Origin of the sequence: Hydrogenophaga sp. (genome assembly GCF_036675665.1) — a bacterium.
GTDB lineage: Bacteria > Pseudomonadota > Gammaproteobacteria > Burkholderiales > Burkholderiaceae_C > Hydrogenophaga.
In genome coordinates this window covers 134,564-140,974 of record NZ_JAKFEO010000099.1, presented here as the reverse complement: position 1 = coordinate 140,974, position 6,411 = coordinate 134,564, and the positions used below count along the sequence as shown (strand labels likewise).

Below are 6,411 nucleotides of genomic sequence, written 5' to 3'. Positions count from 1 at the left end.
GCTCCATCCCCACCTACATCCTCACCGGCGACACCTCCCCACAGCGCATCCAGGAAGCCTCCGAACTCGGCTTCCCCCTCCTGCACAAACCCATCGACGCGCTCGCCCTGCGCTCCATCCTGGAGACGTGAGGGATGGTGCTCACGACCATCAGTCGATCAAGGTGGCGACCCGATTGCGCAAGCCATCCAGCGTCACCGCCGAGGCCGCGAGGGGACTGCCCACCTGAAGCCCGACACGGCTGAAGAATCCGCGGCGAAACGGCCTGACCATGGCCACCGCTTCACCGTTGCGCACCTCGACCCGGCTGAAGTACGAGCCCCACAGGTTGCTCAGGCCCATCGGGATCACGCTCGGGTGCAAGCCCTCGCGGTCGGCCATTTCCAGGATCTTCACCACGCCTCCCTTGAAGGCTTGCAACTGACCATCACGCGTGATGCCGCCCTCGGGGAAGATGGCCAGCAGGTCGCCTTCGCGCAACACCGCCACGGCTGCGTCGAACGCAGCCTCATAGGCCTGCGGATCCTCCTTCTGCGGCGCGATTGGAATGGCCTTGGCCAGTTTGAACAGCCAGCCCAGCAACGGCACCTTGAAAATGCGGTGGTCCATCAGGAAACGGATCGGCCGCGGGCTGGCGGCCATGAGCAGCACGGCGTCGACAAAGCTCACGTGGTTGCACACCAGCACGGCCGCGCCGGCTGTGGGAATGTGCTCGTCGCCCCGTACCTTGAAGCGGTAGACCAGGCGCGACGCGAACCAGGCCACGAAGCGCAGCAGGTACTCGGGGACCAGCATGAAGATGTAGAACGCCACCACCGCATTGGCCAGACCCACCAGCAGGAACATTTGCGGGATGGTGAAACCCGCCGACAACAAGGCCCCGGCAATGACGGCGCTGGCAATCATGAACAGCGCGTTGAGGATGTTGTTGGCCGCGATGATGCGGGCGCGGTGCGTGGGCTGGCTGCGCATCTGGATCAGTGCGTACATGGGCACGCTGTACAGGCCGGCAAACAGGCTGAGCAGGGTGAGGTCGGCCAGCACCCGCCAGTGAAGCGGGTTGGCCACGAAGACTTGAAGCCCCAACGCGCTGGCGGGCGGCAGACCCCGGGTGGAGAAATACAGGTCGATGGCGAACACGCTCATGCCGATGGCGCCCAGGGGCACCAGGCCGATCTCGACATGACGGCGCGAGAGCACCTCGCACAAGAGCGAACCGGTGCCGATGCCGATGGAGAACACCACCAGCAGCAGCGAGGCCACCTGCTCGTCGCCGTGCAGCACGTCCTTGGCCAGCGCGGGAAACAGGCTCAGGAACACCGCGCCGAAGAACCACATCCAGCTGATGCCCAGCAGCGAGCGAAACACCACTGGCGAGCGGTGTGCGAGCTTCAGGTTGCGCCAGGTCTCGGTGACAGGGTTCCAGTTGATCACCAGTCCGGGATCCATGGCGGGCGAGGCGGGAATGTGATGGGCCGCCACACGGCCCAGGATCGCCAGGAACACACATGTGAAGCCCACGTGGTGCGCGCCGATCTCGGGCACGGCGATGATCAACCCTCCGGCCACGTTGCCCAGCAGGATGGCCACGAAGGTGCCCATCTCCACCACGCCATTGCCGCCGGTGAGCTCACGCTCGCTCAGGTGCTGCGGCAGGTAGGCGAACTTCACCGGGCCAAACACGGCGGACTGCAAACCCATGAGGAAGATGCTCGCCAACAGCAGCGGGATGTTCTGCACGAAGAAGGCCCACGCCGCCAGCGCCATGATCAGCATCTCGGCACGCTTGAGCCAGACCATCATGTCCCGCCGGTCCAGCTTGTCGGCCAGCTGGCCGCTGGTGGCCGAGAACAGCAGGAACGGCAGGATGAACAGCGCACCGATCACCAGTCCGGCCAGCGACGGCGGCAACCAGCTCACCTGCAGCTGGTACGTGACCAGCACGGTGAAGGCGAACTTGAACAGGTTGTCGTTGGCGGCGCCCAGGAACTGCGTCCAGAAGAACGGCGCGAAGCGGCGCTGGCGCAGCAGGGCGAACTGACCACCCTCGGCGGGGTGCGATGAGGACACGGACATGGCTGACTTCTCCTGTCGTTGTGGGGGGCGGGTCTCAGCCCATGGCCGCGGGATGGACGGGCGCATTGTCACCGAGTCCGTGCTGCCTCAAGGCCCACGGTATCGGTAGCAGCGACCAGGCCATCACACGAAACCCTGGGGTGGACGGTGCGTGGTGGGTGAGCGAAAGAGGGACCATGCGTTGAACTCCTGTTGGGACGGCCCCGATCGGGCTGGCGAAGTGTCGCCACTCCCTCGCCGAAAAGGATTGCTTTGCAATACAGTGATCCGACTCAGTTCGCCAGGTATCAATTCTCAATACCAAACGCCCGAATCCCATGAGCACCACCACCGATCTCGTCACCGCCCTCAAGCACGAACTCAAGACCGCCCGCATGACCTACGCCGATCTGGCGCAAGCCATGGGCATGGCCGAGTCCAGCGTGAAGCGCATGCTGGCCAAGGGCGACATGTCGCTCTCGCGGGTGGACGCGATCTGCCGCGCCCTGCGGCTGGACTTCGCCGACCTGGCGCGCCGCGTGGCCGATGCGCAACCCCTGCTGCGCGAGATGACGCTGGAGCAGGAGCGCGCGGTGGTGGCCGACAAGAAGCTGCTGCTGGTGGCCATCTGCGTGCTGAGCCAGTGGACGCTGGAGCAGATCACGGCACGGTACCGCCTGAGCGAGGCCGACTGTGTGAAATGCCTGGCCCAGCTCGACCGCATCGGCATCATCGAGCTGCGCCCACTCAACCGCTACCGTCTCAAGCTGGCCAAGACCTTCCGCTGGCGCCCGCACGGTCCGGTGATGAACTTCTTCCGCGACCACGCCCTGCTCGACTATTTCCGCGGCGGCTTCGACGGCACGGGCGAGGGCCTGATGCTGGTGCACGGCTCGGTGAGCCGAACGCTCGCGCCCATGTTCATGGAGCGCCTGCAGCGCGTGGCGCAGGACTTTGCGCAGCAGCACCAGACCGACCAGAAGCTGGCCGAGAAAGACCGCGAGGGCTACACCCTGGTGCTGGCCATGCGCAGCTGGGAATTCGAAGCCTTTGGACAACTGCGGCGCTGAAGCCGCCCGGCTGGCATGATGTCGGGCTTTGCTCGACCGCCTGAATGCAGGAAACCATGAATCCGAACGCCTCCGAACCCACCGACGCTGCAGCGGCGGCTCCCACCGAATCCGATACCGGGAACCGCCCACCGGCACGCGGCGGGCGCAACCGCCGCGGCCAGGCGCCACAACGCGCGCAGCGAGGCGGCGCCAACCCGCCCACCGGCGGCCCGCCCGCGCGTCACCACCCCATGCTCGACCAGCTCGCGCAGCTCTACCCGGCGCTGTTCGGTGAGGTGTTTCTGCCCATGAAGCGCGGCATCTTCCAGGATCTGCTGGAAGCACACCCCGACACGCTGGACAAGGATGGTCTGAAAGCCGCGCTGGCCCTGCACACGCGCTCCACCCGCTACCTCACCGCCGTGGCCAGCGGCCAGCCGCGCTGCGACCTGAGCGGCCAGCCGGTGGAAGAGCTGGCCCCCGAGCATGTGCACCACGCGCTGGTGGAGGTGTTTCGCCGCCGCCAGGGCCGCGCACCGCAAGACCTGCGGCCCAAGCTGCGCCAGCGCATCGAGCAGGCATTTGAAGCTTCGGGCCTGGGTGCCGAAGCCTATGCCGCACTGGTGCAGACGCGCGACGAAGCCGTGAATGCGCTGACCCAGGAAGCGCTGGACGCGGTGGTGAGCCGCGCGGCCAAGGACGCGGCGCTGCTGCGCGCGTTTGAAGCCAGTGGCAAGACGGTGGACGAGTTCGCCGACATGTACGGCATGGGCGTGGCGGACGCGAACCGCACGCTGGAACGGGCTCGCGCCCGCGCTGTCAAACCCGCCTGATGATCAGGCAGCCGGCATCGTGAAAACGGTCAGCACGCCGGTGTAGCCATACAGCCGGTGGTGCGCGATCTCGCCACCGGCAAAAAACCCCACCAGCGGCACATCGCCCAAGGCGCGTCGCACCACCTGCAGCTCGGCACTCGGGCTGCCGAAGTGCGGACCACCGCGGCCCGCGCAACTGACATAAATGGCGCCCGCGATGCGCCGCGCCGGGTGCGGCGCGGCGTCCGCTTCGGCCGCGGTCAGGGCGCTGGCCATCGACAGGCTGAGCTCTTCGGGCTCCAGCTCTTCGCGCACCTCGGAGCACACCCGCACCAGGTCGGCCCGCGCGGCCTGCACGTTGCGCTCGCAAAACGCCAGCCGGGTGCCCTCCGGTGCCACATCGCCAATGGCCACGCCCCGGCGGCCCGGATCCAGGCCGATCAGGTGTCGCACCATGACCTCGGCGCCGAACTGCCCGCGCAGCTGCGGGCCACTGACCGGCAACACGAAGTCAACGTCAGGGTGGGGCTGCGTCAGGCCCACCAGCGTGGCGCGCAGGCGCGGCATGGCCTGCTCGGGTTGCTCCAGCGAAATGTCGAGTTCACGCAGCAGCACGTCCAGCGCGGGCTCGCCGTCCAGCTGGAGCACGAGGTTGCCGTCGGAGGCGGTGACCGTGCGCTGCCGGTCCACCGGCTGCGCGCCCTGCGTCACGCGCGAGACGATGCCCACGTCGGGCCCGAAAGCCACGCCGCTCAAGCCCCCGTGAAACACGCCGCTGGCGGCTCCCTGACCGCTCAGATTGCCCGCGCTGCCGAGCGAAAACTGCACGCTCTGCCCACGGCTGCCGGCCAGCCCGCCGAACACGTATCCGCTGGTGGTGCGATCGGCCACTTCGGCAATCAACTCGTTGAGCTCGGGTGTGCTGCCATCGGCGTGCACCAGCGCGGTGTGGGCCACGAAGCCCGCCGTGCCCGCCGCGCGGCCGCTGGCCGAGAGCGGCGCCACGCCGCTGAACACGCGGTATTGGTCAGGACTCAGATCACACAGCATCACGCTGAGCGCAGGCTCGTCGAAATACTCGACGTTGTTGGCCGACACGCCCACTCCCACCGTGCCCGCCCAGTCGGTCACTTCAGGCAATTCCGCGCTCAGGTGCTCCAGGATGGCCTGGGCTTCAGCGGCGTAGTGGTCGGTGATGTAGAGCAGGGCCAGCGCAGGCGCCTTGGCGTAGTCGGGCAAGGCCATCTGGCCGCGCAGCTGCGCCAGCACCAGGGCGGCAGCCATGCGCCATTGCGGATGGGTGGCGTGGGCATAGGGAAAGAGTTTCATCGGGAGTCGACTCACCAAAGGCGCACAGGTTCAGCGTCGGCGAGCGGATTTGGCCGCCACGGTCTTGCGGGCAGCGGCTTTGGGGGTGGCGGCCTTGCGAGCCCCGCCTTTTTTGGCGGGGGCCTTCCTGGGCCTGATGGACGCGGCTTCAGCGGGCTGCGGCGCGGCAAAGCCGGGGAAGAACGCCGTGGGCATGGTCCAGTCGCCCGCCGCCATGGGCTGCGCCGATGGCGCGCGCGCCGGGGCCTTGGCCGCGGGGGCACGGGTGGGCGCCTTCCTGGCCGCAGGGCGAGGCGCCGCCTTTTTCGCTGGCGCGGTGACGGCCCGGGCTGCCGCGCGGCCCATGCCGGCAGCGGTGCCCACGTTGCGCGCCACCGAGCCACCGATGCTGCGCGCGGCCTTGCCTGCCATGCCGGTGGCGGCCTTCACGGCCTGGTCGGTCAAGCCCGTGGCCACCTGACGCGTCGTGTCCAGCGCGGTCTGTTTGGCCACGTCCTTCATCGCATTGCTGGCAATCTGCTGGAACTGCTGCGAGATCGCGCCCCACCACTGCATCGGGTCGACCACGCCGCCAGAAGCCGGGACGGGCGCCGCGGCGCGCGACTGGCGAGCCTTGCGCTTGCGTGTGGGTTCGGGCGCCGGCCCGGTTTCGGCCATCTCTTCTTCCTCGGCCTCCTCGTCCGGTTCGGCCGCTGGCACGTTGCCGTAAGTGCGCTCCGGAATCTCGAGCCCCGCAAACTGGGCCGCCGGTGCGGCCGGCGCTGCGCCGGTGAAAGTGGCCAGCGTGTCGGCCGCCTTGATCTTGAGCGCATTGGCGACATCGCCCATGCTGAAGTTCATGCTCTTGAGCGTGGACAGCGTCATCTTCTGCACTTCCAGCGCCTGGATGGTGGCACCCAGCGCCTTGGAATTCTGGTCGAGCCAGAAGTGCACCGCCTTGAGTTCCTCGATGCGTTTTTCGAGGTCCTCCACGTTGAAGGTGGGGGCCACCCAGTGGCCCAGGTTGGGCATTTGCGGGATGTTCTGCCCGATGCCCTGCGCCACACCGCCGGCGGCCTGGCCCGCGAGGTTCTGCAGGAACTCGAAGCCGGGCACGAACTTGCCGAATCCGCTGCTGGGCGCGTCGCTCATGGGTGTCTCCTGTGGTGGATCAGGGGCGA

Annotated in this window: 5 protein-coding genes; 2 read left to right on the top strand and 3 right to left on the bottom strand. The window is 67.7% G+C overall.

Features of this window, described 5'->3' with window-relative positions; translation table 11 throughout:
* Window positions 1–150: 150 nt before the first annotated feature.
* Window positions 151–2,076: an MFS transporter gene (locus tag V6M63_RS22595; protein WP_332745573.1), complete on the bottom strand. Its 1,926-nt coding sequence runs from the start codon at window positions 2,074–2,076 to the stop codon at window positions 151–153.
* 317 nt (window positions 2,077–2,393) lie between these two features.
* On the opposite strand from V6M63_RS22595, the gene V6M63_RS22590 reads away from it, so the two are divergent.
* Both V6M63_RS22590 and V6M63_RS22585 read left to right on the top strand, forming a co-directional pair.
* Window positions 2,394–3,125 (top strand): helix-turn-helix domain-containing protein, encoded by a 732-nt coding sequence (locus V6M63_RS22590; RefSeq protein WP_332745571.1) that lies wholly within the window; start codon window positions 2,394–2,396, stop codon window positions 3,123–3,125.
* A 56-nt stretch (window positions 3,126–3,181) separates the two neighbouring features.
* Window positions 3,182–3,940 carry a ProQ/FinO family protein gene (locus V6M63_RS22585; RefSeq protein WP_332745569.1) on the top strand — a complete coding sequence of 253 codons (759 nt, stop codon included), beginning with the start codon at window positions 3,182–3,184 and terminating at the stop codon, window positions 3,938–3,940.
* Between the two features lie 3 nt (window positions 3,941–3,943).
* Here the strand turns inward: V6M63_RS22585 and V6M63_RS22580 are convergent, their stop codons facing one another.
* The gene (locus tag V6M63_RS22580; RefSeq protein ID WP_332745567.1) at window positions 3,944–5,251 is read right to left on the bottom strand and encodes an FIST signal transduction protein; all 1,308 of its coding nucleotides are present in this window, start codon (window positions 5,249–5,251) and stop codon (window positions 3,944–3,946) included.
* A gap of 30 nt (window positions 5,252–5,281) precedes the next feature.
* Window positions 5,282–6,382 (bottom strand): PhaM family polyhydroxyalkanoate granule multifunctional regulatory protein, encoded by a 1,101-nt coding sequence (locus V6M63_RS22575; RefSeq protein WP_332745566.1) that lies wholly within the window; start codon window positions 6,380–6,382, stop codon window positions 5,282–5,284.
* Window positions 6,383–6,411 lie beyond the last annotated feature (29 nt).